This window comes from Cyanobium sp. Tous-M-B4 (genome assembly GCF_024345395.1).
GTDB lineage: Bacteria > Cyanobacteriota > Cyanobacteriia > PCC-6307 > Cyanobiaceae > Cyanobium_A.
The window spans coordinates 270148-296966 of sequence record NZ_JAGQBA010000005.1; the positions used below are offsets into that span (position 1 = coordinate 270148).

The 26819-nt window shown below is 61.7% G+C and carries 35 protein-coding genes and 2 pseudogenes; 16 read left to right on the forward strand and 21 right to left on the reverse strand.

Annotated features, from left to right (window positions below; genetic code table 11):
* Positions 1-63 precede the first annotated feature (63 nt).
* The 3 genes from KBY73_RS11750 to KBY73_RS11760 all read left to right on the forward strand — a co-directional run bounded on the left by KBY73_RS11750 (position 64) and on the right by KBY73_RS11760 (position 1056).
* Positions 64-468 carry a YccF domain-containing protein gene (locus KBY73_RS11750; RefSeq protein ID WP_254937275.1) on the forward strand — a complete coding sequence of 135 codons (405 nt, stop codon included), beginning with the start codon at positions 64-66 and terminating at the stop codon, positions 466-468.
* An 88-nt stretch (positions 469-556) separates the two neighbouring features.
* Positions 557-805, forward strand: a complete 249-nt coding sequence (locus tag KBY73_RS11755) for a cupin domain-containing protein (protein ID WP_254937276.1) — start codon at positions 557-559, stop codon at positions 803-805.
* Between the two features lie 23 nt (positions 806-828).
* Positions 829-1056: a hypothetical protein gene (locus KBY73_RS11760; RefSeq protein WP_254937277.1), complete on the forward strand. Its 228-nt coding sequence runs from the start codon at positions 829-831 to the stop codon at positions 1054-1056.
* 7 nt (positions 1057-1063) lie between these two features.
* Here the strand turns inward: KBY73_RS11760 and KBY73_RS11765 are convergent, their stop codons facing one another.
* From KBY73_RS11765 to KBY73_RS11790, 6 genes are all read right to left on the reverse strand, one after another.
* The gene (locus tag KBY73_RS11765; protein ID WP_254937278.1) at positions 1064-1300 is read right to left on the reverse strand and encodes a chlorophyll a/b-binding protein; all 237 of its coding nucleotides are present in this window, start codon (positions 1298-1300) and stop codon (positions 1064-1066) included.
* Between the two features lie 140 nt (positions 1301-1440).
* Entirely contained in the window at positions 1441-1584 is a 144-nt protein-coding gene (locus KBY73_RS11770) for a chlorophyll a/b-binding protein (RefSeq protein ID WP_254937279.1), read from the reverse strand.
* Between the two features lie 328 nt (positions 1585-1912).
* The gene (locus tag KBY73_RS11775; RefSeq protein WP_254937316.1) at positions 1913-2167 is read right to left on the reverse strand and encodes a hypothetical protein; all 255 of its coding nucleotides are present in this window, start codon (positions 2165-2167) and stop codon (positions 1913-1915) included.
* A 15-nt stretch (positions 2168-2182) separates the two neighbouring features.
* On the reverse strand, positions 2183-2398 hold the full coding sequence (locus KBY73_RS11780) for a hypothetical protein (RefSeq protein WP_254937280.1): 216 nt from the start codon (positions 2396-2398) through the stop codon (positions 2183-2185).
* 208 nt (positions 2399-2606) lie between these two features.
* Positions 2607-2825 (reverse strand): hypothetical protein, encoded by a 219-nt coding sequence (locus KBY73_RS11785; RefSeq protein WP_254937281.1) that lies wholly within the window; start codon positions 2823-2825, stop codon positions 2607-2609.
* 81 nt (positions 2826-2906) lie between these two features.
* Entirely contained in the window at positions 2907-3299 is a 393-nt protein-coding gene (locus KBY73_RS11790; protein WP_254937282.1) for a hypothetical protein, read from the reverse strand.
* Between the two features lie 76 nt (positions 3300-3375).
* On the opposite strand from KBY73_RS11790, the gene KBY73_RS11795 reads away from it, so the two are divergent.
* Positions 3376-3600, forward strand: a complete 225-nt coding sequence (locus KBY73_RS11795; protein WP_254937283.1) for a hypothetical protein — start codon at positions 3376-3378, stop codon at positions 3598-3600.
* Positions 3590-4012: an NUDIX hydrolase gene (locus KBY73_RS11800; RefSeq protein ID WP_254937284.1), complete on the forward strand. Its 423-nt coding sequence runs from the start codon at positions 3590-3592 to the stop codon at positions 4010-4012. Before KBY73_RS11795 ends, KBY73_RS11800 begins: the two co-directional genes overlap by 11 nt.
* Positions 4013-4256: 244 nt before the next feature.
* Here KBY73_RS11800 and KBY73_RS11805 read toward each other — a convergent pair whose 3' ends face one another.
* On the reverse strand, positions 4257-4934 hold the full coding sequence (locus KBY73_RS11805) for a serine/threonine protein kinase (RefSeq protein WP_254937285.1): 678 nt from the start codon (positions 4932-4934) through the stop codon (positions 4257-4259).
* A 443-nt stretch (positions 4935-5377) separates the two neighbouring features.
* Between KBY73_RS11805 and KBY73_RS11810 the strand changes: the two are divergent.
* Both KBY73_RS11810 and KBY73_RS11815 read left to right on the forward strand, forming a co-directional pair.
* Positions 5378-6080, forward strand: a pseudogene (locus tag KBY73_RS11810) (DUF2252 family protein).
* Positions 6077-6526: a DUF2252 family protein gene (locus KBY73_RS11815; RefSeq protein WP_254937286.1), complete on the forward strand. Its 450-nt coding sequence runs from the start codon at positions 6077-6079 to the stop codon at positions 6524-6526. Before KBY73_RS11810 ends, KBY73_RS11815 begins: the two are co-directional and overlap by 4 nt.
* A gap of 282 nt (positions 6527-6808) precedes the next feature.
* On the opposite strand, the gene KBY73_RS11820 is transcribed toward KBY73_RS11815, so the two are convergent.
* The 3 genes from KBY73_RS11820 to KBY73_RS11830 all read right to left on the reverse strand — a co-directional run bounded on the left by KBY73_RS11820 (position 6809) and on the right by KBY73_RS11830 (position 10653).
* Positions 6809-8104: a glycosyltransferase gene (locus KBY73_RS11820; protein WP_254937287.1), complete on the reverse strand. Its 1296-nt coding sequence runs from the start codon at positions 8102-8104 to the stop codon at positions 6809-6811.
* Positions 8105-8337: 233 nt separating this feature from the next.
* Positions 8338-8775, reverse strand: coding sequence for a hypothetical protein (locus tag KBY73_RS11825; protein WP_254937288.1), 438 nt, complete (start codon positions 8773-8775; stop codon positions 8338-8340).
* A gap of 708 nt (positions 8776-9483) precedes the next feature.
* The gene (locus KBY73_RS11830; RefSeq protein ID WP_254937289.1) at positions 9484-10653 is read right to left on the reverse strand and encodes a hypothetical protein; all 1170 of its coding nucleotides are present in this window, start codon (positions 10651-10653) and stop codon (positions 9484-9486) included.
* Positions 10654-11547: 894 nt separating this feature from the next.
* Between KBY73_RS11830 and KBY73_RS11835 the strand changes: the two genes are divergently transcribed.
* Both KBY73_RS11835 and bchD read left to right on the forward strand, forming a co-directional pair.
* The gene (locus KBY73_RS11835; protein ID WP_254937290.1) at positions 11548-15345 is read left to right on the forward strand and encodes a cobaltochelatase subunit CobN; all 3798 of its coding nucleotides are present in this window, start codon (positions 11548-11550) and stop codon (positions 15343-15345) included.
* The gene (gene bchD / locus KBY73_RS11840; RefSeq protein WP_254937291.1) at positions 15345-17405 is read left to right on the forward strand and encodes a magnesium chelatase ATPase subunit D; all 2061 of its coding nucleotides are present in this window, start codon (positions 15345-15347) and stop codon (positions 17403-17405) included. The genes KBY73_RS11835 and bchD overlap by 1 nt, the downstream gene beginning before the upstream one ends.
* A 185-nt stretch (positions 17406-17590) precedes the next feature.
* Here the strand turns inward: bchD and KBY73_RS11845 are convergent, their stop codons facing one another.
* Entirely contained in the window at positions 17591-17812 is a 222-nt protein-coding gene (locus tag KBY73_RS11845; RefSeq protein ID WP_254937292.1) for a ribbon-helix-helix domain-containing protein, read from the reverse strand.
* A gap of 182 nt (positions 17813-17994) precedes the next feature.
* Here KBY73_RS11845 and KBY73_RS11850 point away from each other — a divergent pair, with 182 nt between their 5' ends.
* The 4 genes from KBY73_RS11850 to KBY73_RS11865 all read left to right on the forward strand — a co-directional run bounded on the left by KBY73_RS11850 (position 17995) and on the right by KBY73_RS11865 (position 20898).
* Entirely contained in the window at positions 17995-18636 is a 642-nt protein-coding gene (locus KBY73_RS11850; RefSeq protein ID WP_254937317.1) for a LuxR C-terminal-related transcriptional regulator, read from the forward strand.
* A 153-nt stretch (positions 18637-18789) separates the two neighbouring features.
* The gene (locus KBY73_RS11855) at positions 18790-19476 is read left to right on the forward strand and encodes a DUF6629 family protein (protein WP_254937293.1); all 687 of its coding nucleotides are present in this window, start codon (positions 18790-18792) and stop codon (positions 19474-19476) included.
* Between the two features lie 466 nt (positions 19477-19942).
* Positions 19943-20497, forward strand: a complete 555-nt coding sequence (locus KBY73_RS11860) for a GNAT family N-acetyltransferase (RefSeq protein ID WP_254937294.1) — start codon at positions 19943-19945, stop codon at positions 20495-20497.
* Entirely contained in the window at positions 20494-20898 is a 405-nt protein-coding gene (locus tag KBY73_RS11865) for a PPC domain-containing DNA-binding protein (protein ID WP_254937295.1), read from the forward strand. Before KBY73_RS11860 ends, KBY73_RS11865 begins: the two co-directional genes overlap by 4 nt.
* Here the strand turns inward: KBY73_RS11865 and KBY73_RS11870 are convergent.
* The 3 genes from KBY73_RS11870 to KBY73_RS11880 are packed head-to-tail and all read right to left on the reverse strand — an operon-like array spanning position 20876 to position 22057.
* A complete protein-coding gene (locus tag KBY73_RS11870; RefSeq protein ID WP_254937296.1) occupies positions 20876-21052 on the reverse strand; it encodes a hypothetical protein in 177 nt (58 codons plus the stop codon). The genes KBY73_RS11865 and KBY73_RS11870 overlap by 23 nt on opposite strands.
* A 20-nt stretch (positions 21053-21072) precedes the next feature.
* Positions 21073-21570: a hypothetical protein gene (locus KBY73_RS11875; RefSeq protein WP_254937297.1), complete on the reverse strand. Its 498-nt coding sequence runs from the start codon at positions 21568-21570 to the stop codon at positions 21073-21075.
* Entirely contained in the window at positions 21563-22057 is a 495-nt protein-coding gene (locus KBY73_RS11880) for a hypothetical protein (protein ID WP_254937298.1), read from the reverse strand. The genes KBY73_RS11875 and KBY73_RS11880 overlap by 8 nt, the downstream gene beginning before the upstream one ends.
* A gap of 170 nt (positions 22058-22227) precedes the next feature.
* Between KBY73_RS11880 and KBY73_RS11885 the strand changes: the two genes are divergently transcribed.
* Complete coding sequence (locus KBY73_RS11885) at positions 22228-23079, forward strand: hypothetical protein (protein ID WP_254937299.1); 852 nt, start codon at positions 22228-22230, stop codon at positions 23077-23079.
* A 325-nt stretch (positions 23080-23404) separates the two neighbouring features.
* The gene (locus tag KBY73_RS11890) at positions 23405-23617 is read left to right on the forward strand and encodes a DUF1651 domain-containing protein (protein ID WP_396097047.1); all 213 of its coding nucleotides are present in this window, start codon (positions 23405-23407) and stop codon (positions 23615-23617) included.
* Positions 23618-24073: 456 nt separating this feature from the next.
* Here the strand turns inward: KBY73_RS11890 and KBY73_RS11895 are convergent, their stop codons facing one another.
* The 7 genes from KBY73_RS11895 to KBY73_RS11925 form a co-directional block, all read right to left on the reverse strand.
* Complete coding sequence (locus KBY73_RS11895; protein ID WP_254937300.1) at positions 24074-24262, reverse strand: hypothetical protein; 189 nt, start codon at positions 24260-24262, stop codon at positions 24074-24076.
* 97 nt (positions 24263-24359) lie between these two features.
* Positions 24360-24509 (reverse strand): hypothetical protein, encoded by a 150-nt coding sequence (locus KBY73_RS11900; RefSeq protein WP_254937301.1) that lies wholly within the window; start codon positions 24507-24509, stop codon positions 24360-24362.
* A complete protein-coding gene (locus tag KBY73_RS11905) occupies positions 24506-24631 on the reverse strand; it encodes a hypothetical protein (protein WP_254937302.1) in 126 nt (41 codons plus the stop codon). The genes KBY73_RS11900 and KBY73_RS11905 overlap by 4 nt, the downstream gene beginning before the upstream one ends.
* 43 nt (positions 24632-24674) lie before the next feature.
* The gene (locus KBY73_RS11910; protein ID WP_254937303.1) at positions 24675-24923 is read right to left on the reverse strand and encodes a hypothetical protein; all 249 of its coding nucleotides are present in this window, start codon (positions 24921-24923) and stop codon (positions 24675-24677) included.
* A gap of 125 nt (positions 24924-25048) precedes the next feature.
* Positions 25049-25285 (reverse strand): chlorophyll a/b-binding protein, encoded by a 237-nt coding sequence (locus tag KBY73_RS11915; protein ID WP_254937304.1) that lies wholly within the window; start codon positions 25283-25285, stop codon positions 25049-25051.
* Between the two features lie 243 nt (positions 25286-25528).
* Complete coding sequence (locus tag KBY73_RS11920) at positions 25529-25672, reverse strand: chlorophyll a/b-binding protein (RefSeq protein WP_254937305.1); 144 nt, start codon at positions 25670-25672, stop codon at positions 25529-25531.
* 104 nt (positions 25673-25776) lie between these two features.
* Positions 25777-26193, reverse strand: coding sequence for a hypothetical protein (locus KBY73_RS11925; protein WP_254937306.1), 417 nt, complete (start codon positions 26191-26193; stop codon positions 25777-25779).
* Positions 26194-26352: 159 nt separating this feature from the next.
* Between KBY73_RS11925 and KBY73_RS11930 the strand changes: the two are divergent.
* Positions 26353-26819 (forward strand): annotated as a pseudogene (locus KBY73_RS11930) (photosystem II q(b) protein); the annotation flags it as partial.

Consider the following 26819-nt stretch of genomic DNA (forward strand, 5'->3'; position numbering starts at 1 on the left):
CTGCAGCAGCCAGGGGAACGACCGTTCCCCTGTTGCCAGACTGGGAGCATCGAGGGGGATCCGATGCTGCGCTTTCTACTCAACGTGCTCTGGTTCGTGCTCGGCGGGGTGGTGATGGGCCTCGGTTGGTGGCTGGCCGGTCTTGTAGCGGCGATCACGATCGTTGGCCTCCCCTGGGCGCGGGCCTGCTTTGTGATCGGCAACTACTCCTTCTGGCCGTTTGGAAATGAGGCCGTGAGCAGGCGTGAGCTCACCGGACGGATGGATTTCGGCACCGGACCGCTGGGGCTGATCGGCAACGTGATCTGGTTTCTGGTGGCGGGCTGGTGGCTAGCGATCGGCCACCTCACCTCTGCAGTGGCCTGCTTCGTCACGATCATCGGCATTCCCTTCGGGATCCAACACATCAAGCTGGCGCTGATCGCACTGGCCCCGGTCGGCATGCAAGTGGTGCCGGTGCGCCGCTGAATGCCACCCCATCGATGCCGAGACGTTCCTCTTCACCCCTGCCCGGGGGCGGTTGGAGTATTGGCCGTTGATTCTCAATCATGCAGCCATGGCCAGCTGCATCACGGTCACCTCCAACCCGGATCCAGCGCAGCTACAGAGCCTGGGCGTGAGCAGCTTTCCCTGGACCTACGACGAACAGGAAACCTGCCTGCTGCTGGAGGGCGATGTCAGCGTCACCCCCGCTGGTGGGGAGCCGGTGCGATTCGGGGCCGGTGATCTGGTGGTGTTTGACACCGGGCTGAGCTGCACTTGGGAGGTGCATGTCCCAGTGCGCAAGCACTACCGCTTTGGTTGAGAGGACGGGGCAGAGTGGAGCCAATGCAAATTCCTCACCGGCCCAGCCCTCGCGAGACCACGGAAGCGATGGTGCGCAACATCGCTCGTGAGGTGGCCGAGATCGAGCAGGCCATCAGCCATTGCAGGGGCGATCGGATCGCTGAACCCCGATTGACGGGCACCTGGCTGGCCCACCTGCTGATCAGCAGCAGCGAGCTACTCCAGAACCTGCTGATCGAGTCGGCCCGCAGACCGCCCTCCGGTGCGTAGCCGGGACTCAGAAGCAGAAGGGCAGGAACTGGGTGCGGCAGGCGGCGTAGCCATCAACCAAGGCACCGAGGCCGATCTGATGGGCGATGCCAAAGCCGGTAAGGCCTTCCACCACGATGCCGATCACAATGCCGAGCATGGCGGCGCGGCCGTTAAATAATTCCACTCGCTTGAGCTGCTCCATGAGGGTCAGCTGTTCGGCGCTGGTATCGAGCAGCTGGTCTTTGGCGGGGGTGTTGGTCATGGGGATCTCTGGGTTGGGTGAAACGAGAAGGAAGCGTTGGCGTCAGTCGGCGATATTTGGCTGTAGCACCAGGGCGCTGATTAACCAGGCACCGAAGAGCAGCAGGGTGATGGCAGTTGAGTAGTCGGTGCTCATAGCGGTCAACCGAGCCCGATTTGGGAAAGGATGCCCTGGCCGGTGAGCAGCTCGGTTCCTAGGCCGATCACGAAGCCGAGCATGGCCAGACGGCCGTTCCAGGTTTCAGCGAAGGCGACAAAGCCAAAGCGGGCAGCGGAGTCAGTCATGCGTGTTTCAGATTGTTACGGCAATTGTAACGGCATGTGAAGGGGCTGGTCTATGGCGGTTTGCCGCATGCTCTCCTCGCAGCAGGGGCAACGCACCTCTCGGTGGGGTCTCATATGGCGCACCTCTCGGTGGGGTGTCATTTAGCGCACCTCACGGTGCGACCTAATCCGTGTTGCCGAGGCGGCTCAGCTGGCGAACGACGCAGAGCCTTTGCTCATTAGTGATGCTGCCAGCGCTGTCGACGATTCAGGCCACGCGCACGAATGTCAATTCGATGACGTCTTTAGTCAAAAAGTCTGTGTTGTCTTATACTTCTGCCGTGCAGCCTTACTTGCGATCAAGCTGATCGAATCGCCGTTCACTAATAATCTTCGCCAATTCTAGAAAATAGCCGGCGGTGCACCACTTGCCATGGTTGCGGTCGCGATTGACTATATCAGTCCTGACCTCGGCAGCCTCTGCCATTACTAGGTCTAGCTCCCCTTGAGGCAACTCATAAAGATCTTGAAGCTCAACTGAGCGGTCAAGCAGGTGACTTTTGAACCACTTTGGATTAAGTTCTTGAGGAGGGATATCCAAAATGTAATAAATTCTTGTTTAGAATTCGCATTCTACAGCATTGTCCTCTTCTTGCCATTCATCCATAAAGTCCTCGAAGCTTGAATGGAAGCCAGGGTTGTTTAGATAAATCTCCGCGAGATCATCCAAGGCGACGAATTCAGGGATAAATGCACCAGGCTTTTGCTTGTAGTCATGCAAGATTTCTTCCTTATTCACTCTATTGAAGCCCCAATTGCCCAGCATAGGTTCCACTGGTAGAGCTGAGGTGGCGAATGAAGTCCCCTCGACCTATTGAGTGAGTGCATGGATCCAGGGTCTTCTCGGCAGAGCTGAGGCGTCGTTGGCTGTCAACTCTTTTTTTTGGGGGGGAGAAAGCCCCTGAGGACTGGGTTTGTCGTGCCCAACAGCGCTGCCGGTGCTATGACCCGTGCAGGGAAGGATGGTCGGTCCATGGGCGAGATCAGCCCAGGGTGCACCGCGCACCTGCCTGAGTTTCACCGTAGCCGGGCTGTGGCCTGATCTGGCCACCGATGCCGCCTGATCCGTGGCTAGCACCAAACTCCAGCACCGTGAACAAGGTGTACTGGGCATAGGGATCGACACCTGCATCACCTGCACCACCTGCACCATTGAGCAGGGTTAGATCACCAAGCCAAATTGCTCCCTCGCAGGGAGCCACAACGGTCCAGCCATGACGATGCACAGCCCCCTTGCTCCTAGAAACGACTCACTCGATCAAGACGAGCGTGAGCTCGCGCAGTTAGTGGGTGATCTCGCTGTTAACGAATGGTCTGGCGTAGGCGATGAAGTTGGAGCTGCTGCGGTTCACCCACTTGCAGTCATGGCTGCATGAGGCCTTGATTAACTCAATTGCAGCAAGCTGCTCGAGGTCTTCTTTGGGATGGCCGGTGCGGCGGGCGTAGTTGCCAGCAGTGCTGCCGCTGCCTCGCCAGTGCTGGTCTTGCAACCAGATCACCCCCTGGAGGAAGGCATCCATCAGGTCGTCATGGGCGGCGTTGTGAAATCCAAAGCTGGGCCTCAGCAATGCGGCGCTCCACCTCGTAGCGAGGGGGGGGCCTTCCCCGTCCATAGCGTTGGCCGCATCACCCATGAGCTCGGCGATGGACCGCAGGGTCTGCATCCCGGTGCTCACCTGACGCTGCCAGGACTTAAATGAAACCGCCGTTGGCGGATCGGCCCGTCAGCATGGTGATACCCGTGATCACCCCGTGCTTCTTAACCCGTTCTGCCCGCTCAGCACGGCCAAGGTGCTGAGCCTCAAGGTCACCGTGCTGCTATTGCTCACCCTGCTGATCAAGGCAAGGGTGCAGATCCTGGCCGGTTCGGCCATCGGAATCTTTCTATTGCTTCTGCAGACGCTGGTGTTTCTCGCCATCAGCGGTGGCTTGGTGTTAGCGGCCGGCAGCAGCTTGAGGACGCGCCATGGCCGTTGAAGTCGCCTTGGCGATGCTGCAGCGGGATGGCCGCTGGCTGATGCAACTGCGTGACGAGATCCCCTCGATCGTCGCGCCTGGCTGCTGGGGACTTTTTGGCGGGCACCTCGATCCCGGCGAGACGCCGGAGCAGGCCCTGCGACGGGAGCTGCTGGAGGAGATCAGCTGGCAGCCCGAAGCGACGGAGCTGGTGATGGTGCATCACATCCACCGGCGCACGGCCCATGTGTTCCGGGCCGAACTGTCGGTGCCGCTAGAGCAGCTGCAGCTGCTGGAAGGCCAGGACTTGGCCCTGGTCAGCACTGAGGAGCTGTTGGTTGGAGCCATCTGGAGTTGCCGTCTGGGCAGCCATCGCCCCCTGGCCGATGGATTGCTGGAGGTGATGCAGCACGTGCTCACTCAGCAGACTTGAGACACAACAAAGCCCGGCGCGTTGACCCCGGGAATTTGCCTGCTCAGCCGTCGTTTAGTCCCAGGGGGTAGTGCCCAAGGGGGTCGGGCGCAGCTGCGCGAGTTTGGTGCTCGATGACAGCCTGATCGTTTTCAGATCAGAGAGTTTCTAGTTGTGGTTGGAGCTGCCGGCATGGGCTGGCAAGGGCAATTGGACGATCGACACCGGTCTTCACGGGAGGATATTGGAGTTCATGAAGGGGAGTTCATGGCCCAGGGACCTGCGCCCTGATTCGCCGCACCAGGCGATAACCGCGGCGTACCCAATCGAGGACACTCCCCGGCACCCGCAGTCCAAGGTGGCCGATCAGCGGCCGGTAAAACGTGCGGTAGGCCCAGCGCAGGTCTTGCCAGGCCCGGCATGGCTGAGGGTTGAGGAAGTCGGAGATGTCCACAATCAGCCCCCGGCCCCGGTGCAGCATCAAGTTGCGCCCATGCACGTCATGTCCATGCAGGCCGCGGGCCATCGCATAGGCCAGCGCTGCATCCACGTCGTCGATCACCTGCGCGGGGATGGGGATGCCCTGGCGCAGACAGTCGTACAACGTGGTGCCCTGCAATCGCCTCAACACCAGATACCCCGCCCCCACGTGGAAGCACTGTGAGAAGGCGGGGTGATGGCCAATCCTGCGGTACACCTCCGCCTCTTGCTCCAGGCCTGGACGCTCCGGGCCGTAAACCTTCACCGCCAGTAAAGGGTGGTGGGGATGGTGCAATACCGCCGCGTAGTTACCGCAGCCAAGGGTGCGCCATGGCTTAGGCAGATCCTTCACCAGCACTGGATCGCAGGGATCCGGGCTGTGAATCTGGAGCTGCGGCAGCAGCTGGTGCTCAATGCGATCGAGCAGCTGCGGCAGGTCTATGGGCGAACTCTCGCCTGCCATCAGCAGCAGAGCGCTGCAGGGCTATGGCGTCGTTGCACCCGCACCCGGTAGGCACCGTGGGCAGAGCCATGGTGCAGAGCCGGCTTATCAGATTGAGCCTCCAGGTGCCCCGGCCGCTCCGTGAGCGGGTGGAGTCGGACTTCCTGCATCGCCTATCGCAGTCGTTCTTGGTTCAGGCTGGGTCGGGTTCACCGTTGATTGGTCCCTTTGGGGATACGGGGAACCGTCCCTCTTCACTGCTCTGGCCTGGCCAGCGGCTGCGAGGTGGGTCGTTCAGCAGCAGGATTAGTTTGTGGAACATGGTGCGAATACCAGCTCCTCCGCTCAAGGTTCAAGACCTGAGCCGATGGGCCCCTGCTGCAGACCGGCGCAACCCGATTGCGGTCTTGCAGGAACAGTAGGCCGATCGCCTGCCTTGGCTCGTGCCCGTGCGCCACAGCCGCATGGCTCACGACGCCTTTGCGTTCTATCGCGGCACCCCGGCGGTGATGGCCCATGACTTAGGCAATGCATCAAGCAGTGGCCTGGAGGTGCAGCTCTGCGGCGACTGCCACCTGGCGAACTTTGGCTTCTACGCCTCGCCTGAGTGGAGGCTGGTCTTTGACCTCAATGATTTCGACGAGACCGTACGCGGACCTTTTGAGTGGGACCTCAAACGGCTGGTGGTCAGCGCTGTACTCGCTGGGCGAAACCTGGCTCTGATCAGCCACCAGCCACCAGCGATCAGCAGGGCCGCGTGGCAAGGCGCAGCGCATCGATGTCAACGCTTACATCAACGAGCTGGAGCACCCACCGCTACGGCAGCACGTGCTCAAGGTGAGCGGTAAGGCCAGGGCCCGCACCTGCATAGAAGCGGCTGGCAAACTCTGCGAACGGGGAGCTGATGGGCAATTCCAACTGCGCCATGACCCCCCTCTGTTCTGGCGCCATGTCGTGCTGGATCGCAGGTGGACCTCCGACATCGACTGGCGCGATCTGAGCCAGAAGATGCTGGATTCATACCTGTGCTCCGTCCCTGCCGAGGTACGCCACAGGCTTCAGCACTACCGGCTGGTGGATGCGGCGATGAAGGCTGTGGGCGTGGGTTCGGTGGGCACCCGCTGCGCCATCAGTCTGTTTGTGGGCCCCACCCTGAAGACCTCTTGATCCTCCAGAGCAAGCAGGCAGGAGCGTCGGTGTTTGAGCCCTACGCCACAAGCCCATCACCCCAGCATCACGGCCAGAGGGTGATCGAAGGGCAGCGGCTGATGCAGACCGTGAGCGACCAGTTTCTTGGCTGGACAAGCGGTCTGCAGCGGGATCGCCGTTATTACTGGCGCCTGCTGTGCGACTGGAAAGGGTCGGTGGACCTGGCCAAACTGGATGCCAAGGGTCTGGAGCTCTACGGCGAATTGTGTGGTCGAGCTCTGGCTAAGGCCCACGCGCGTTCGGGGGATCGCCAAGCGATCGCGGCCTGGCTGGCCGCCGGCAAGGTGTTTGACCAGGCTCTGGAGGCCTTTGGCCTGCACTACGCCGATCAAGCCGAACGTGACTACCGGCAATTCATGCAGGCGATCAAGGAAGGCCGACTTGAGGCCAGGATGATCTTCTAAGGCCTTCGGCTGCTGGCTGAGGTTCTGCTGGTACGGGAACGACGATCTCCGTCCGGCGCTGGAAACCTGGATGGGCGAGCAGGAGGAGCAAGCCGGCTGTGTGATCAACCGCACCTACGTGGTGCTGGCGGCTGATGGGGTAAGGGGTTCCACACCCTGGCGGCTGCAGAAATCGCCGGCATCAGCGCGCTGGCTGTCCATCCCAAGAGTGAACGGGCACGAGGCTTTTACGAGCATTTCGGCAATTAGGGTGTCCGCCTGCATGGGGCTGGCTCGAGTGGCCTAGGTCTCTTGGGCCGAAGGCTGGGGTTCCAAAAGCGTCTCCAAGGCCGCTACAGCTGTGGCGAGGCCGTTCTCCGCAGCGAGCTGATCGCGGAGCTGCTCGGCCCTGCAGCGGTAGCTGGGGATCTCCGCCATCGACCGCAGGCACTCCGCCAAGGCTGGGGCCGTGAGCGTGGTGTGGTGATGGGTGGCCGGGCTGACGCCGAGTTCCTCCAGGGTTCGGCCCCAGGCAGGCTGATCTGCGAAGAAAGCCACCACCGTGGAGGGAATCCCACTGCGCAGGGTGGCGGCCGTGGTGCCGGCCCCGCCGTGATGCACGGCGCCACGCAGTTGCGGAAACAGCCAGTCGTGGGGGCACTCCTCCAATAGAAACACCGTGGGGGGAAGGTCGTCAGAGGGCACCACCCGGCCCCAGCCCGGCGAGAGAATCAGGCGCTGCCCCGCCAGCCGAGCGGCTTCCACCAGCACCGCGCCCAACGACGCGGGATGGTGCGGAATCATGCTGCCGAAACCGGCATAAAAAGGAGGTGGCCCGGCCTCGAGGAAGCGCTGCAGATCCAGAGGCGGGCTGTAGCTCTCCGATGTCGACGTGGGGTTGAAGCAATAGCCGGTGATCTGGGCATGGGCGGGCCAATCCGCCGGACGCTCCAGCACACGGCAGCTGAACAGATGGAGAATCGGTGGCGATTTCAACTGATGCGGGGCATCGCGCCGCTCCCCAGCACCGGTCCATGGCAACCGCGGCAATCCCAGCTGCCGGCTGCGGAAGTCCTGGATCAATCTGGATTCCTGGCGCCATTTGATCAGACGGAAGGCTCGGTAACTGAGGCGGTTCAGCTGACGCTTCAACCAGCTGGTGGAGTGCTGGCGGGCAGGGAACTTCAAAAAGGGAAAAGCCCCGGTCGCCACCACCGGGATGGGGCTGAGCACGGCGAAACGACATCCCTCGGCTTCGGCGAGGTGATAAGCCCAAAGCGCCAGCGGTGGTACCAGCAGCAGATCGCACCCTCGGATGGCCTCTCGGGCGGTGCTCAGCCACTGCAGCAGCAGGGCATCGTTCACCAGTCGCACCGGCTTGCCCTGCATCAGCTCCAGTCCGGCAGGGGAGCCCAGCAGGTCGCGGAAATTACCGGGCAAGGGGGCAAAGGCAATCGCGGCCTTCCGGGCCGCATCGGCGAAATTGGTGCTGCCGATCAACGTGACGCTGTGGCCGAGGCGCTGCAGCTCAAGCAGCAAGGCCAGATAAGGCTCTAGATCGCCTCGCGACCCCACACTGATCAGCTGGATCAAAGCCATGGGCGCGCCGCAGGAAAATTGGAGCCACAGCGGAACCCAAGGGCCCCACCCAAAAGCCCCGAGGCTGTGGCACCCCAGGGATCAGAGGCGAGACGCGGCTTTGGTGCCGAACACGCCGTCGCAGCGGGTGAGAACACCCCCAAGGCGGGAAGGCTCTTGGCAGTCACTTCTGAGTTGGTGGAAGGTGGGGAACCACCACAAACCGCTCGGGGTGGACCAGCAATGACGGGTCCTTACGGATCGACGCGGATCTCCCAGCCTGAGAGCACGGTGGGCCGATCTCCAGGGCCGCGGGTGATCGTGTATGCGAAGCGGCTGCCGTCGGGGCTGATGAAGCTCACCAGGGTCTGACCGTAGGGATAGACAGCCTTGCCGATGCAGTCGGGACTCACGTTGTAGGTAGTGCGCATCGTGCCGGTGGCGCCACCGGTCCCGCGGTAGGTGAGTTCGACGCCACCTTTGCCGTCGTACACCTCACGACCGGCTTCGGCGTAGGGCTTGCCATCAAGCATGCCGACCGAGCTGTAGAGGTAAGTGCCCTTCAGGGTGGCGTTGTTGCAACGGCTGGAGGGAGCAGAGGGCTGTTCCGCCCATGCGGCCGGGGCCCAGACCAGTGTCAGCAGAGATACCAACAGGGCAGGCAGAGTTAGCAGGCGCAAACGGGCAACCATGGAAATGGAGAGAGACTTCCTCCCGTCAGCATGACGGACCTTGGTCACTCTCAAGTTATTCAGCGCAGCGGCAGCTGGTGCTGACGGCAGCCAGGGCCAGCACGATCAGTGGGATCAGGTCAGCTTTCCAGGGATCGCCTGGCCGCGAACTGGCGCTTGCCGGAGGCGGCCGCCATGCTGCTGTTAGGCCTCTAGTGAGCAGCACGCCAACACTCCAACCTGCTCCCATCTCCAGCTGGAGGCAATGCCTGTAATGGCTGATTGTGCTGAGCAGCTAGCGCAGCGATGCTGTGTTCATCAACCAAGGAGGTGCCCAACATGGACGACACGCCACCCCGCCAGGTTCCAGAAGCACGCTGACTACAGGCCGCGGAAGTGGCGTTGATCAGCAGCACCACTCAGAGAGTGCGGCGCTGCAGCGATGCCGCTTGGTCAGAGCCGCAGCCGCAACCTCCCGCCTTGCTGCTGCCTTGGGCCATGGAGCGAGGCCTGCCATTACGTTCCAGATCCCCGCAAGTTAGGAGCTGTGTTGTGACTGAAAGACTTCGATCGGTCGCCTGCCTACACCAAAGCCCAAAGCGCTTGCCCAGAGTCTTGGAGTGGGGCAGAGCGTGAAAGTGATACTGGAGGCGCTCAACAATTCCTCGGCTGACGACTGATTCGCTCCGGGCTACAACACTTCAAGTGCCTCCTTCGCCCACTTGTTGCTCAGGAAAAAAGCCAGGATGGATGAACCAAGAGCACCAAGCCCAGCCCAAGCATCACCACGCCGCTGACCTGCTTGAGAAGGCGGCCGCCTTTCTCACTGAGCTTGCGGCTGCTGAGAGCGCTGACCGCCACAATCACCATGAGCGTGTCATCAGCGATGTAGCCAAGGATGTAGAGGCCCAAGTAGCCGTAATGCACAAGGGGAGGAAGATCTTGCTGAGCGAGAACGGCGGTGAAAATGGCCGGCAGGCCAGCGGTGCAGAGCAGCTCCACCAGATTGACCACCACCGCCAGGGCCGCCACCCCAAACAATGAGCCAGTGATTGAGCGGCTCTGGAGCACGGCGCGAATGCGGCTATAGATCCCAGGTTTGGCGCGAGCCGGTATCGAGATGTGGTAATTGGCTTCTTTTGTAGTGCTGTCGCGCAGGTTGATTGCCCCAATCAGCAACGCCAGCAGCGCCAGCGAGACCCGGATCGGTGTGGCGAAGCCAACGGCTAAAAACACATTCAGCCAAGCTGCCAGAAACAGGAAGTAGACACCTCCGCTTACCAGCACGAAGGTGCCGGCCACCAGAGCCATGCGGCGGCGACTGCGCAAATGAACCAGCAGCGACAACAGAAACAACAGCACCCACATCGCGCAGGGGTTGAAGCCATCCAGAAGCCCCAGAGCCAGGGTGAACAGGGGAAGGCCCAGCCGCCGCACACTCAAGCGGCCCAAGGGACCTGCCTCAACCGCTGTGCGTCCTGCGGGCCCGGCGGCGGCACTCCCATCGAGAAAGGCCAGCAGTTCAGGCCCGCTGCTGGTGGGTTCGCCAAACCCCACCAGCACCCTGTCCCCAACGGCGAAGGTGGGCACCCCTGGAGGCCAGATCTTGGCCTGGCGGCTGATAGCCACCAGATCCCTCTGGGCGGCGGGATCGGTATCCACCGAGATCAGGGTGATGCGCAGATCCGGGCGGCGCCGCTGCAACTCCGGCACGTAGGCCCTGAAGGCAGCGCAGTGGGGGCAGCTCTGGCTCACAAACACACGCAATTCCGTGGCAGTCCGGCCCCACGCCGTCTCGCAGAACAGGGCGCAGGCCAGCAGCAGGGCGATCCAGCTACGCCCATGCTTTTTCAGGGCGATTCGCCTGGCATTGATGATCAAGCTGTCCCAAACATTCATTGGTTTACGTTGTGTTGGCGCAGGGCCTCGTAGCCAGAGCCAATGGCCAGCACCTGTCGCCGCTGGCGGTACTGCTCTTGGAGCAGGGGCCGGATCGTCAGCGCGCTGGATTGTACTCAGGGGGAGATATCTTCCATCAATGGAGCCTCCGAATCCAGTTGAAGTCACCATGCGCGACCTGAGCGCATCGGAGGTGTGGGCGGAGCCAAGTCTTCTCCAGGCTGTAGCGCCTGAGCGTCGAGCCATCGAAGCCGCACTTCAGGCTCAACTGCAGCCCGCAATGCGCCAGCTCGCTTCGGCGCATTCATCTGAGGTGCCGAATTAACAATCAACTTAAATCATACCGCAAATCAACTGCAGCAAATCAGCCGCTGATTCGCCTCCAAGGTTCGCACGACAGGGCACTCTTGATCTTCTATCCTGAAACCGTAGTTGATTAATTGTTGATCATGGTAATCTAAAAATAACACCGTAATAAGCTCTTCGCACTTGAGCAGCGCTTGGTGGCGGCGGAAGGCTCGGTTGGATTCTGTTGCGAGCTTCTAATGGAGTTTCAACATTAGGTATTAGGCCATGATTTCAAAATTATACATCCGCGTGTTGTCTCATCTATGTACGCCGGCGTCGACAGCTCCCGGAGCTTGCGTACAGCAAGTGGCCAGGATTCATTCTCTGCAAGCGTGTGAAATGGAAATCTAGTGAAACTCGGCTTAGGCGGCTTTCATTGTTCCTGCGGGCCGGCACGCCTTTAAAGCTAGGCCATGAGCAAAGCGATTTCATCGGTGACATGACCACTATTTAAATGCCCTAAATCAGGCTCAATCAAGACACTGCTTAAGGCAGTATCTACGCGATTTATCTGGCCAGTCTTTCATCACATTCGCATAGGCAGTCATGAAGCGTATTGTGCTGCTAGCTGGCTTTGAAGCCTTCAATGCCGATCTCTACCGCAAGGCTGCAGAGCGAGCGATGGTGCAATGCACGGATCTCGAAGTTACTATATTCAGTGACCATGATCTGGTCATGTCGAATGATGCCGTGGATGACGCATTGGCCAATGCTGATGCCTTCTTCGCCAGCTTAATATTCGATTTCGATCAGGTGGAATGGTTGCGCCAACATGCAGCCAAGGTACCGATCCGGTTGGTTTTCGAATCAGCCGTCGAGCTGATGCAGTTGACCTGTTTCGGTCACTTCACGATCGGCGGCAGCAGCGCCGGCATTCCCCGCCCGATTCAGGCCCTGCTCGCCAAATTCGGCAGCGGCCGCGAAGAAGACAAGCTGGCTGCCTATTTCGGCTTTCTCAAGGTGGGGCCGAAGCTATTGCGATTCCTTCCCTCACGCCGGGCCCAGGATCTGCGCCACTGGTTGATTCTCTACCGCTACTGGAATGCGGGTGGCCTCGACAACGTCATCGCCCTGTTTCTGTACCTGGCCCGCCATGGCCTGGGGCTAAAGCCCCAGGCGATCCCGCCCCTGCGGGAGTCGCCCGATCTCGGCCTGTGCCACCCCGACCACGAGGGCTACTTTCCGTATCCGCGTGACTACCTGAGCTGGTTCCACCGCACCCGTCCCCAGAGCACACCGACCCAGGACAATTGGCCTGTGGTGGGGCTGCTGCTCTACCGCAAGCATGTGATCACCTGCCAGCCCTATATCTCCCAGTTGATCCGCGCCTTCGAGGCCGCCCAGCTGGTGCCGCTGCCGGTGTTCATCAACGGGGTGGAAGGCCACATGGCCGTGCGCGACTGGATGACCAGTGCCAGCGAGCGGGCCTTACCTGGTGAACTCGGCGGCGCCCGTCGCCAGGCTGTGGCCGTGGATGCGATCGTTTCCACGATTGGCTTCCCCCTGGTCGGTGGACCGGCCGGGTCGATGGAGGCCGGCCGCCGCGAGCAGGTGGCCCAGCGCATCCTGCGTGCCAAGAACGTTCCCTACGTGGTGTCAGCACCGCTGCTGATCCAGGACCTGCACTCCTGGACCCGCCATGGCATCGGTGGACTGCAGAGCGTCGTGCTGTTCGCCCTGCCAGAGCTCGATGGCGCCATCGATCCCGTTCCCCTCGGGGGACTGGTGGGCGATCGCATCTATTTGATCCCCGAACGGCTGAGGCGCCTCACCGGACGCCTGAACTCCTGGATCGCTCTGCGCCGCAAACCCGCTGCTGAGCGGCGCGTGGCCATCGTGCTCTACGGCTTTCCTCCGGGCTATGGCGCCACCGGCACCGCCGCCCTGCTCAACGTGCCCGACTCCCTGATGGCGCTGCTCAGGGCACTGATCCGCCAGGGCTACAGGGTCGGGCCCCTGCCGGCGAGTGGTGAGGCGTTGATTCGGCAGGTGAAGGAGGCCGATGACACCTGGATCAGCCGCATCCCGGAGGGAGAGCGCTTCGAAGATTGGACCGGCGCCAGCGTGACGGTGGAGACCCTGCGGCAGTGGCTCGGGCCGCTACACGCCAGGCGCATCGAGAAGCAGTGGGGGCCGCTGGGCGATACCGTCGTCCGCACCCTGGCGGGACGCTTCCTGCTAGGTGGCGTGCAGTTGGGGAACATCTGGATCGGTGTGCAGCCGCCGCTGGGTGTGGCGGGCGACCCGATGCGTTTGATGTACGAACGGGATCTCACCCCCCATCCCCAGTACGCCGCCTTCTACGGCTGGCTGCAGCACAGCTTCCAGGCCGATGTGGTGGTGCACTTCGGGATGCACGGCACGGTGGAGTGGCTCCCGGGCTCACCCCTGGGGAACACGGGCTACTCCTGGTCCGACCTGTTGCTGGACAACCTGCCCCATCTTTATGTCTACGCGGCGAACAACCCCTCCGAGTCGATGCTCGCCAAACGGCGCGGCTATGGCGTGATCGTGTCCCACAACGTGCCCCCCTATGGCCGTGCCGGGCTCTACCGGGAGCTGATCGCCCTGCGCGATCTGATCGCCGAATACCGGGAGGATCCCGAGCGCAATGCCGCGTTATCCGACGGCATCCTTAAGCAGGTGGGCGACAGCGGCCTCGATACCGACTGTCCGGCACCGGAGAACGCCCACACCGACCGGGTCGCGTTCGATGCCTGGATCGTGCGACTGGGTGCCTATCTGCAATTGCTGGAAAGTCGGCTGTTCTCCAGCGGTCTGCACACCCTCGGCCAGCCGCCGGATCCGGAGCAGCGCCTGGCCTATCTGAAGGCCTACGTGGGCCCAGCACTGCCTGAGGCACTGCTCGAGGCCATCAGCCGACTGCCCCCGGCCACCGATGAGGCCGGCCTGCACGCCCAGGCGGCAGAGCTGGAGCAGCTCCATCGCGGCAGCATCGGCGCAGGCGAAGTGGCAGGGGCTGATCGCCCAAGGCAACTGCTGGAGGCTCTGCGCATCTGCCAGCTGCTGGAGCGCAGCACCGAGGAAATCGACCATCTGCTCGATGGCCTGGGCGGCCAGTACATCCCCCCAGCCCCCGGCGGCGACCTGCTGCGCGACGGCCCCGGCGTGCTGCCCACCGGCCGCAACATCCATGCCCTCGATCCCTACCGCATGCCCTCCGCGGGCGCGCTGGTGCGGGGCCGCCAGATCGCGCTGCGGATCCTGGAACAACACCAAGCCAACAACGACGGTGTCTGGCCTGAAACCGTGGCGCTGATGCTCTGGGGTCTCGATGCGATCAAGACCCGGGGTGAATCCCTGGCGATCCTGCTCGAGCTGGTGGGAGCCGAGCCGGTGAAGGAGAGCACCGGGCGGATCATGCGCTATGCGCTACGGCCGCTGGAGAGCCTGGGGCATCCCCGCATCGACGTGCTGGTGAACCTCTCTGGCATCTTCCGCGACAGCTTCGTGAACATCGTCGAGTTGCTCGACGACCTGTTCCGCCGCGCTGCCGAAGCCGACGAACCGCCGGAGCGCAACGCGATCCGCCGCCACGCGCTGCAGCTGGCGGCCGAGGGGATCGAGAACCCCAGCGCCCGCCTGTTCTCCAATCCCGCCGGCGACTTCGGCTCGCTGGTCAATGACCGGGTCACCGACGCCAACTGGGAGAGCGGGGAGGAGCTGGCGAACACCTGGCAGGGCCGCAATGGGTTCAGCTATGGCCGCGCCGACAAAGGGGAAGCCCGGCCCCAGGTGCTGGCCGCCCTGCTGCGTAGCACCGACCGGGTGGTGCAGCAGATCGATTCGGTCGAATACGGCCTCACCGATATTCAGGAGTACTACGCCAATACGGGTGGTCTGAAACGTGCCGCCGAAGTGGCCCAGCAGGCCAGTCGGCCCGGGAGCCGGGTGGCGGCCAGCTTCGTCGAGTCGTTCTCGCGCGACACCACACCGCGGGATCTGGAGGAGCTGCTGCGGCTGGAGTACCGCACCAAGCTGCTCAACCCCCGCTGGGCCCAGGCGATGGCCGCGATGGGATCGGGTGGGGCCTATGAGATCTCGCAGAGGATGACGGCCCTGATCGGCTGGGGCGGCACCACCGGATTCCGGGATTCCTGGGTTTACGACCAGGCCGCTGACACCTACGCCTTTGACGCGGCGATGGCCCAGCGGCTGCGCGATGCCAATCCCGAAGCGTTCCGCAACGTGGTGGGTCGCATGCTTGAGGCCAACAATCGGGGACTGTGGAATGCCCCGACTGAAAAAATCGACAAGCTCCGCAACCTCTACGACCTCACCGACGCCGAATTGGAGGGCGTGACGGTGGCGGCAGAGCCGTAGTGGCCGTTACGCCCAGCTGTTCTCCAGCGACGGCCGGTTCAACAACAGCCTTTCCCATCAATGCCGTGGTGGGACAGGACGCCATCCGCCAAGCCCTGCTGCTGCTGGCGGTGGATCCCGGCCTCGGCGGGATTGTGATCGCCGGCCGCCGGGGAACCGCCAAGTCGGTGCTGGCCCGCGCCTTGCACGCCCTGCTGCCGCCGATCCGGGTGATCCGCCGTTCCTGCTGCAATGCCGATCCAGCCGATCCGGGCGACTGGGACGACGCCACCCGGGCCCATCGCGCCACGATCAGTCGCAACCCCGTCAGCGCCCTGAAACCCTCGCCATTCGTGCAGGTGCCGCTCGGGGTCAGTGAAGATCGCTTGCTGGGCTCCGTCGACGTGACGGCTTCGATCAGGCGGGGCCGGGCGGTGTTCCAGCCAGGGCTGCTGGCGGAAGCGCACCGGGGTGTGCTCTATATCGATGAACTCAACCTGCTCGATCCCGGTCTCGCCAATCTGCTGTTCACGGTGGTGGATGGTGGCATCAACCGCGTGGAACGGGAAGGCATCAGTTTTCAGCATCCCTGCCGGCCGCTGCTGATCGCCACCTACAACCCTGCCGAGGGAGAACTACGGGCCCATCTGATCGATCGACTGGCCATGGTGCTCTCGGCCGACACCCCCTTGAGCCTGGAGCAGAGAGTGGAGGCGGTGGAGCGGGTGCTGCAGCACGCTGCCGATCCGAATGCTTTCTGGCAGCGCTATTTCCCGGGCCTGCTGGAACTGCAGCACCGTATCGCCAAGGCCCGCCGGTTACTGCACCAGGTGTGTCTGACGCTGCCGCAGTTGCACTACCTGGTGGACGAGGCGATCCGTGCCGGGGTGGAGGGCCACCGCGGTGATCTGTACGCCGTGCGTGTCGCCAGAGCTCAAGCGGCTCTGCAGGGTCGCCGCCATGTTGAGGCCGCAGATCTGCGTCTCGCCTTGGAGCTGGTGATCCTGCCGCGTTCCGCGGCTCTGGCTCTGCCTCCCGACCATGAAGCGGACCCGTCACCGCCCGCGGAGCCCCAGGGCAAGCCGGCCGGGCCATCAGAGTCGGAGGAGGAACCACCGGCCTCGGACGCCACAACGGAGCAGCCAGCCAGCCAGGCCATCCCCGACAGCTTCCTGTTTTCCCCGGAAGGCGTGCTGCTGGATCCACACCTGCTGGCCCAGGCTGCGCGCCTCAAGCGGCGCCACGGCAAGGACGGCGGGGGCGGGCTTGTGCCCTCTCCCGATCGGGGCCGCTACGTGAAACCGCTGCTGCCCCATGGCCCCATCCATCACATTGCCATCGATGCCACCCTGCGGGCCGCAGCACCGCATCAGCGGTCGCGGCGAAGGGGTTTGGGGCGCCGGCAGGGCCCAAAGCTGCTGCTGCGGGAGGACGATCTGCGCGTCAAACAGCTGCTCCGCAAGGCCGGAGCACTGGTGATCTTCGTGGTGGATGCCTCGGGGTCGATGGCCCTCAACCGCATGCAGGCCGCCAAAGGGGCTGCGCTGCAGTTACTGGGTGAGGTGTACCGCAGTCGCGACCAGGTGGCTCTGATCACCTTTCGCGGCAGGCGAGCCGAGGTGCAGCTTGCACCCACCCGCTCGATCACCGCAGCCAGCCGCCGGTTGGCACGGCTCCCCTGCGGCGGCGGATCATCGCTGGCCCACGGCCTGGCACTGGCGGTGCGCGTTGGTGAGAACGCACGCCGCTCAAAAGAAGTCGGCGAAATCCTGATCGTGTTGATCAGCGACGGCAAGGCCAATGTGTCGCTGCGCCACTCGCTGGCATCCTCCAGCGAAGAGATCCCGCAACAGGTTGTGCTGGCGGAGATCCGCCGGGAGGTGCTGGAGATCGCTGGCGCCCTCACGGGGTTGGGCATCGACCTCCTGGTGATCGACACCAGCACCGGCCATCACCCATCTGGACTGGCCGCCGAACTGGCCCGACGGGGGGGCGGCTGCCATCAACCCCTGCCAGCGGCGACCCGTCAGGAGATCGCCGCCACCACTCGTCAATGGCTCACCTCGCGAGTGAGGCCCTGACCTAAGGAGCAGCGGATCGGCCAACGAACGGGCCAATGGGTCGGAGAACACTCAGGTTGGCCTGTGGTCAACGCTGCTTGCCCCCTCATTCTGTGCTTGGACACCCCCTGGCTTTGGCGGCTGCTCCTCAGCTGAATATCTCCGCATAGGTCAATACAGGGCGTTGATCGGCTCAGCCTTGGTGCTTACCCTCGGTATTGAGAAGGCTGACAAGGGGCATATATCGGGCTCGATTCGCGTTGCGGAGTAAGCGATAGCTCCAGTAGGTAGGCCGCCAGGTTGCTGAGGGAGCGGCCCTCCAGATCGCTGAGTTCCTGCATAACACAAAAGGTGTGGTGAGGAACAGTGATGCTGATCCGACGTGGCTTGCGGAACAACGGTGCGGTGATGGTGCGAGATGAGTCCATAGAGCTGTGAGTTGCCGACTATTCCAGTATTTTGCTACAGATCAGGCTCTGAAAAGATCCATCTTGTACCTACCCAGCTCAGGGGTCCTGATTCTGGGTATAAAGATAAGTGGATGTGCGGATGGTCTTAACTCATGTCCAGCGATTCAAAAGCGGAGAGCCTGCCATGTACCTGCTTGGTTGTGACCAACGACCGTTTAAGCGGCCAAGCATTGGGAGGCCTTCTCAGCGAACAATGTGGGTTAGAGCTTCTAGCTGTGTGCCAATCAGTTCGCGAGGCTCTTGAGTTGCTGGAGAATGAAATACCTGCGGATTTACTTGTACTTGATGTTGCCGCAGACGGAGGGGACTGGCACAAAGTCATTGACACACTACAAAGACTGAGCCCAGATGGTCGACTGATTATGCTGAAGGATCAGGATGATGAATTTTCTCCACCCGATGTAATCAGACCCATGTTACTTGGGGTAATCGAGAAGTCTTGTTCGTGGGACAACCTGATTGGCCTTGTCGCCAGCTGGCAACAAAGCCATCCTTCGCCAATCCTGAGGCGTCAAGCTGCAGCCCTACTTCAGCTTCAAAGGCTGACCCCAAGAGAGCTTGAAGTTTTTCATTGTCTTGGCAAAGGAATGCAGAATAAAGAGATCGCAGCTTCCCTTGGCATTAGGGTCAAAACAGTGGAAACATATCGCAAGACCATCGGTGCCAAGTTGGGCCTCAGTGGCACAGAGTTGGTGCGTGCTGCAGTCCTAAAGCGATGCACAAATAATAAAGCTCAGGACAATAAGAATGGGTCCCGTAAGCAGGTAGAAGTTGAACATTGACGCCACATTTTGGCGGTGCAGGCCATAGCAGCGACCCCTAGGAGAGCGAGTCAGAGCGTTCGCCCTCTACGTCATCACCGAGGCATTAATGCCATGGTTTACGCAGTAGGGCCTATCCATCACCTAATCGTCCCTGAATTAAGGTAATGGGCCATGTGTTTTTCGGCGACGGCCAGCTTCGTCACTGCCATCGGGCTCGCACCTGTCGGGATTGTGAGTCTGGCTATGGCCCATCATCTCGACCCCGAGCGGTGGCAGCCCCTGGCGTTGACGCCGATCCTGTTCGCAATTCAGCAGGCACTTGAGGGATTCGTGTGGCTGGGCCTGGCTTCTCCTAGCCCTGTTGCTGGGCTGAGGATGGTAGCGCTGGCGTATTTAGGCTTTGCATTCGCGCTCTGGCCTGCCTGGATACCGTGGACTGCTCTGCGATCGGGTAGAGATTTACTGACACCAGAGCAACAGCGCCTCTTTCGATTGCTGTGGTGTTTTGGTGCGCTGCTTGGTGCCGGACTCTGGATTCCGCTGCTGCTCGATCCAGGACTGATCAACCCGACTGTGCGCCAAGGTTCGATCGACTACCAGGCGCACCCACCCTGGACAGACCCGATGGGACATCTGCCCATCTCACTGATCTATGCCCTGATAATATGTCTTCCTTTGTTATTGCATCCCTACCGGAGGCTGAGCCTCCTGGGGGTGGCACTGGCCGTCGCCTTTGTAGTGGCGCAGGTCGCCTTTCTGCAGGCTTTCAGTTCGGTCTGGTGCTACTTCAGTGCCTTGATATCCATACTCATACTCTGGATTCTCTTCGATGCTTCCCCCTCACCGAATAAAGCCTAGTGTCATAGGTACGGGAACAGGAACCTCCGCCACCATCCACCACCGTCCAGAAGGCTTACTTTGAAGTTGAGAGGAGGCCCGGTAGCCAACCCGACCCTCACCCTCCAACAGAGTCCGGCCAGGGATCACCCGAGCCGGTGCGCATAGAAGGAGGTGCGATTGGACAAGCCAACTCCAGTGAACTCGCTGGCGCTGCGTGAACGTCAGCCCGTAGCCGCAGAGAGCCATATGCCACTTCTGATTACCGCGTGCTGACCCCCGGGCTGCATAACCCGGGTCGAGATCACAACCGAGAAGGTCAAGCCCCGAGCATCTCTTCTCCCAAACGTGATCTCCCTTCCTTTCCTGCCAGGCCCAGACAGGTCATGCGTGAACCCACAGACACCCGACCGGCAAACCTTGGTGTGAGGAGGTAACTGCCGCAACTGGTGCTAAGGCGCCCCCTACGGGGCGCCTTCCTATTTGGGTGACAATCACCAGAGCAACGTTCATATCTCTGACAACTTCCCGATCGCCCCTGCAGATCCGCCCCTACGAGCCGGCCGACTGGCCAGGGGTGTGGGCGCTGCTGGAGCCGGTGTTCCGCGCCGGTGAAACCTTTCCCCACGACCCGGCCATCAGCGAGTCAGAAGCCCAGCTGGCATGGGTGGAACAGAACCAGGCAGTGATGGTGGCTATGGATCCGGCCGGGACTGTGGTTGGCACCTACTACCTCAAGCCCAACTCCCTCGCGCTGGGAGCCCATGTGGCCAATGCCGGCTACGTGGTGGCCCAGCACTGCCGCCATCAGGGAATCGGCAGCCGCCTCTGCCAGCACTCGCTGCAGGCCGCCCGGCGTTTGGGGTTCCGGGCGATGCAGTTCAACTTAGTGGTGAGCACCAATACCCCCGGCATCCGCTGCTGGCAGCGCAACGGCTTTCAGGTCGTTTGCACTCTGCCGGGAGCGTTTCGCCACAGGCAGTTGGGCTACGTCGATGCCCTGGTGATGTTCCAGGGGCTCGTGGAGGGGCCAACCCCGTGAAGGTGGTGCCGCTGCCGCTGCAGCCCGGAGACGATCTCCGTCAGGCGTTAGAAACGTGGATGGTCGAGCAGGAGGAGCAGGCAGGCTGTGTGATCAGCGGTATCGGCAGCCTCTCGGTGGTCCAGCTGCGCTTCGCGGCAGCGGCGGCGGCCACAACTATCCACAGCGAGATGGAGATCCTCAGCCTCTCCGGCACTCTTTCAGCTGATGGCGCCCACCTCCACATCGCCATCGCTGACAGCAGCGGCGCCGTGATCGGCGGACATCTTTGCACCGGCTCCCTTGTCCGTACCACCGCCGAGTTGATGGTTGGCCTGCTGCCGGAGTGGCAGTTTCGGCGCGAGCTGGATACGGGTACCGGTTACGCCGAACTGCGAATCAATCCTCGGTTTCCGGGCTGAGGGCCGGCAGCCGCCGCTCCACCTGCAGGAACACCAGCCAGGCCACGCCAGCGCTGATGCAAGCGGTCCAGTCGTTGCGCAGCAGCTCCACGATCGACACCGTGCTGGCGCCGATGCGCAGGCCCCGCAGCAGAAAGCGGCCCAGCTGCTCCATTCGGAAAGAACCTCCCTCTGTCATCCACGCACCAGTAGCGACCGGATCAGCTGCTCAAGGCCCTCGATCCGCCGCAAGCAGCGCTGCTCCATCAGGTCCATCCGCTGCAGCAGCCGTTGCTCGAGTTGCGCGGCCTGGAGTCCCGCTCCACTGGCACCACGCTTGCCGGCCTTCACAGGCCAGGCGCCGGTGCGAAAGGTCTGCTCCAGCTCAGCCCAGTTGGGCTTCTTGGGGGCAGGGCCCAGACGCTCTTCTGCCCAGGCCTGGGCATCGGCCACCCGACGGAACCGCGCTTTCAGGGCGGGGAGGGAGCACGCCTCTGGGGCAAGCAGGGCCTGGGGTGCGAGTGCGGGGGTGAGTGGCTGATTCATGCCAGCAGCAGCGGCCGCAGGGCCGGTCAGGTCCTCAACCATCTGGCGCACGCTGGCGTTTTGCTCGCCCAGGGTGCGGAACAGCTCGGCGTCGCTTTTGGACAGCCGGGCCATCAGCTCGGCAAAGCGCTCGCTCAGTTCAGCCATTGCTGGAGGCCCCTCCGCGCAGTAGCGCGCGCATCTTGGAGATCAGTTCGGTGATGCGCAGGATGCTCCAGAAGCCTGCCTGCTCCTTGGCCTCATCAAGGTCGCTAAGCAAACGATCCAAGGCTTTTTGCTTGCCTTCAAAGAGCTCCAGCTCCCGATGCAGCTCCTGCGCCATGGATAGGGCCTCGGCTTTTTCCTTGCCGATGGCCACCAGTCGCCCCTCATAACCATGGAGGGTGGCCAGGAAGCGATCACGGGCCTCGCGCAACTCACGGGAGCGGCGCTGCAGCTGGCCGCGGGCACGGGTCAGTGAGGCATGGCTGTTGCGCATCGCGCTATAGGTGTGCGCGATCTGCTCCGGGGACAGGCCACTGAGATCGCGAGGAAAATCGCTGGTGGCACGGATTCCCTTGCACTCCGGCGCAGCTGCCACCAGGGCCGAGTCAGAGCTCGCCGGGAGATCATCCAAAACCTCTGGCGGATTCATGGCGGCTGGGTAGGAGACTCCAGCAAAAGCTACGGGAGGGTCAGCAAGCAACGTCAAAACAGCTATTCATGCGAGTTCCGCATAGTTGGCTCCTTTAGTAGTGGCGTTGGCAAGGTGCAGGACTGATGCTGTAAGTAGTGGCGGAAACGCCAACTCAACGTTGCTTGTCGATGGCCCAGCAGAACAACGGATGCGCCACCGGCTGCGGCACCTTGCTGGGCCTGGCGGCCCTGGGCTTTGTGCTCGCCTACTGGCAGGTCTTTCTGATCGCGGGGCTCTTGATCCTGGCCATCGTTGCCGTGGTCTATGCACTGCTGCAGCAGAACCACCGGCAACTCCAGGCCTTGGTGGACGACGCGGACCTGCGCATCCGCCAGGCCCCCTGTCAGGTCAAGGAGAGCTTTGGCGTGATCCAGTCGCTCAAGTTGGCCGGCGACCTGCAGGCCCTGCGGGTTGAGGTGCGCTGCTGCACGCTCACCGCCAACGGCAAGACATTGGGCACCGAGGAAGTGTGTATCAGCCTCAGCCCACCGGGCGAGAGGATGCAACTCCGCTCTGCCAGTGGTGTAGCCAACTGGCTGCGCGGCGGTGGCATCGCCCAGCTGGCGGATCTCTCCGTTGAGTGCAAGGCCGTTAAGGCTGCGATGGAGTGCCTGCGGGAGCGGTCGTGGACCAATAAGGCCCTGGGCAAGATCGATGGGCTGCGCACCTCGCTGATCGACACCCTGGCTAAGGCCAAAGGCAACGAACTACTGGAAGGAGCCATCCCCCAGCTACAGCAGGGCTTGGACGCCTTCAATGGGGAAAGAGAGAAGCTGCGGCAGGCGAATCGCAACGCCGGCGAGATGCTGCGCAAGCTGCACGACTTCCTCAGCGTGCCGGAGGAGATCCGGCCGATCCTCAACTTCGATTTCGATCAGCTGTTCGATCCCCAGCGCTTCTCGGCCCTGGAGCAGTCGTTCTCCGAGGTGGTGTTGCTGAACGATGCCTTCCGCCAGCTCTCAGAAGAGCGCCTGGCGTAAGCCGTCTGCGCAACCAGCCCCTGGTCACCCCCAAGCGCCAAGGCGAACCGACCAATGGAACCGCGCTAGTACGGGTGTGCGCATCAGAGGTTGTTCATGGGTATCCCTTCTCCCCGGCCTGCGGCCCTGGCCGCCCGGCTTGATACCCCTATCGAGGAGTGGCCCTACCTCGATGAGGTGGTGCTGCCAGGGCTGGACCGAAGAAATGGTGAGTCAGCAGGGCTGGGCGCCGGAGGTGGCCTGAACCGCCCATGCACTCCAGCTCTGTCACCGGTAGCGGCCGCCGCTCTCCCCCCAGGAGAGCTGGCTCAGCGATGGCCGCCAAGTGCCCCATTTCCAGCCCTGCCGTTACGACCGCTGGAGCCAGAAGCTGGAGGTGACTTTTGGAGAGGTGATGCCCAGCGGGGAGCCACCGATGCTCAAACGCCGCAGGGAGCTGATGCGAGATGAGGCGATCAAGCTCTGGGCCCAGAAGCGCAGAGCCGGCTGGCGGGTCTGCACGCCGCAGTGGACGCCGCCACCACTGCGCAGGGCCTGAGCTGTTGCATGCCACAAAGCAATCCCACCTTGCTCCGATCTGCAGCCAGAAGCAATGCGTTTAAAAGCTGATTGTGCTGAGCCGCTGGCGCAGCGATGCTGTGTTCATCAACCCAGGAGGCGCCCAACATGGACGACACGCCACCCCGCCAGGTTCCAAAAGCACGCTGACTACAGGCCCGTGCTCCAACAGTCTTTATCTATTCGTGAGCGGGTCGTTCAGCCGGGCAAGAGAGCAGCATTCCCCAGTGCAGCTCACCTTGTGCGCCTAACTGATCGACACTCCAGCCGCACCGCCGTAGGTGCCCTCAGGAGGATCATCCGCCCCACACCTGGAATACATGGCCCCAGGTGCCAACGTCAGCAGCTTCTTTTTCACTGCTATTGGAATGTTCACTGATTCATCATCCTCGGGCGCTGCTCGGGGGTGATGGTTGTCTGAGGCTTTCGGTTAGCCCTATTGCTCACCCGGTGCTGGGTTCACGAGCGCCAGTCGGCAACCGGGATAGAGCTCCTGGCCGCTCTCCAGAGCCTCTTCTTTGCTGTTTGCTTCCATTTGGACGGTGGTGGTGCCGTCTTCGGTGTCGACAAGCAGGACGTACAACAGGCCCATGGGGTCGTAGGCAGTTGCCTTTGTCTTAGCCACGGGTCAGGGCACCGGCGCACCTGGGTGGGTGGCCTGCATCAAAAAGCCTCAGGTCGTAGCCTAGGGCTGATGCTTGCAACTACTGGCTCAAGGGGGTTTAGCCCTTGCTGAGGCTTAGTTGCAAAGAGTCCTCTTCCCAGAGGCCCATGCGATCGAGCCAGGCTTCTGATTGCTCGCTGCTCCAGCAGTTGAGCTTGCGGTTGATCCCCCCGCTGACATACCAACTCAACCCCTCGGCGCAGCTCACCGATTGTGAACGCCGCTAGAAAAAGCGAGGTGTTGTATCGGGCTGCGGCCATTGGCACCAGCCTGCTTCTTGGGCACCTGGACTAGGTCGTCATCGACATCGCGCACCAACAAATCAGGCATGGCCCGCGATGTTGGCATGCAATTCTAATGAATAATCTTAACCCTATGATTTGCTGCTATCTACGACAATACAATCTTTGCCTTCGGCGTCACACCACAATTTATAAACATTAAGAACATTCGGGCGAATGCCCGCCACAGGAACTTTCAAAAATCCTTGACGTTGCGCTGCTTCAAAAAGAATGCGCTCCTTTTGCGTTAGTCTATGGGGTACTTGACGACTTCCTATCCTTGATCGAGTCGGTTTACCACGGCTTAATCTTTCTACGTCGTCCTTGGTTGGCTTGGGCATGGTAACCGCATCAACTTGGAGCTAGCAATAGCTAATCTGCAATCAATTATTGGGTAGGTAAAATATTGCTTAGAAACGATAGTGCAAGACTAAAGGAACCTCAGCAATGCAGCTGTAAAGTTGAATTAGAAGCAGAACGGTAAAAACTGGGTGCGGCAGGCGGCATAACCATCAACTAGTGCACCGAGACCAATTTGGTGGGCGATACCAAAGCCCGTGAGGCCTTCCACCACGATGCCTATGACGATGCCGAGCATGGCGGCACGGCCGTTAAACAGTTCAGCTCGCTTGAGCTGGGCCACGAGGGTCAGCTGTTCGGGGCTGTTGTTGAGCAGCTGTTTGCTGGCGGGAGTGTTGGTCATGGAAATGTCTTGGGTGGTGTCAAACGAAGCGGAAGCGCGCTTGCATCAATCGGCGATATTTGGCTGCAGCAATAGGGCGCTGATCAACCAGGCACCAAAAAGCGCCACGGTGAGAGTTGCGATCATCGAGTCCTTGGGGTCAGGTCACTAGGGCGGCTGAGTACGTACGTCGTCATGCCACCGAGCACAACGACAAGTGCGATGACGGTTGCAATGGCAGCGGTGTAATCGGTGCTCATGGGATCAGCCCAGGCCCAGTTGGCCGAGGATGCTCTGGCCGGTGAGCAGCTCGGTGCCAAGGCCGATAACGAAGCCGAGCATGGCCAGACGGCCATTCCAGGTTTCAGCGAAGGCAACGAAACCGAAGCGGGGCGGGGGCTCAGTCATGACTGTTGCGGTTTGTTACGATAACTGTAACGCAATGTGACTGGTTTGGGCGCTGTCGCGGCTGAGGGCTGCGAATCCATGGGCGGCAGCCCTTCTCTTGCCGCTCAATCAACCTGGCGGAAGGCCTTCGCTGAGATGGCTGCCGGAGTGAGGGCCCAGAAGCCACCGGGTTGATCCGTTTCAGGGGCGCCACCGCCTTGATCCAGTCCGGAGATGAGCTCATTCCCCGTGCCTGCATCGAAGGAAAAGCGACCCAGCCCGTTGAAGAGCAGGGCAAGGCTTCCTCCCAGGTGGGGTACCACCAGTTCCAGCACGTAGATGTTCAGGCCAGCCGTGAAGATGTACTGATAGGCCGCCGTGGCCATCGTGCCTGCCAGGGCCAGGGTGCCCAGAGGCGTGAAGGCCCCAGGATCACCAGCCAGCAGCAGAACCAGCTTGGGGATGTCGATGGTCGATTGGGGCGATGGACCCTTGCATTGACCACCGGACAGTTCGTGATTAGCCAGGCTTATCGGTGTCATCAGCCCTGCTGTCGCCCCATTGTGCATTTGGGTTGGGTGGCAAATATGAATTGGTGTTACGTTCAGATGAGCGAGCGGTTTCCCGCCCCGCATCTACTTACTGCTTACCTGCAAAGCCTTCCGGCTTTCGTCAGCTAAGCCCTTCCCCAAACCGTTCTCATGACAACCACTATTCAGCAGCGCCAAGGCGTTTCTGCGTGGAACCAGTTTTGCGACTGGGTCACCTCCACCAACAACCGCCTCTATGTGGGCTGGTTCGGTGTGCTGATGATCCCCTGCCTTCTGGCTGCCACCATCTGCTTCATCGTGGCCTTCATCGCCGCACCCCCTGTCGACATCGACGGCATCCGTGAGCCCGTAGCTGGCTCCCTGATGTACGGCAACAACATCATCTCCGGTGCTGTTGTTCCTTCCAGCAACGCCATCGGCCTGCACTTCTATCCCATCTGGGAAGCAGCCAGCCTCGATGAGTGGCTCTACAACGGTGGTCCTTTCCAGCTGGTGGTCTTCCACTTCCTGATCGGCATCTACGCCTACATGGGCCGCGAGTGGGAGCTTTCCTACCGCTTGGGCATGCGCCCCTGGATCTGCGTTGCCTACAGCGCTCCTGTGGCCGCAGCATCTGC